The 250-nt window shown below is 54.8% G+C and carries 1 protein-coding gene; it reads right to left on the bottom strand.

The genetic code is table 11. The features are described from left to right. Window positions 1-250 (bottom strand): RsmG family class I SAM-dependent methyltransferase (locus Q4563_RS21430; RefSeq protein ID WP_303605960.1); only part of this gene is annotated, 250 nt, incomplete at its 5' end.

The raw sequence follows: 250 nt of genomic DNA on the forward strand, positions 1-250 counted from the left end.
TTATTGATCAGTCGGTACATGGTCGTCGCCCGGCGCAGCGACCAATCGCAGCAGATGACGCTGACCTTCGACACCTGGCACTTCAATAATGGCAGCAGATGCCAACGTCACATCGGCAGGCAGAGCTTCAAGCTCTTCCTGGGGGTACTGGCCTTTCATGGCCAGATAGCAACCTTGCGGTGCCAGTAAATGACGGCACCAGATCACCATATCAGACAGCGAGGCAAATGCTCGACTGGCAATCATATCG

The organism is Gilvimarinus sp. 1_MG-2023 (assembly GCF_030548285.1).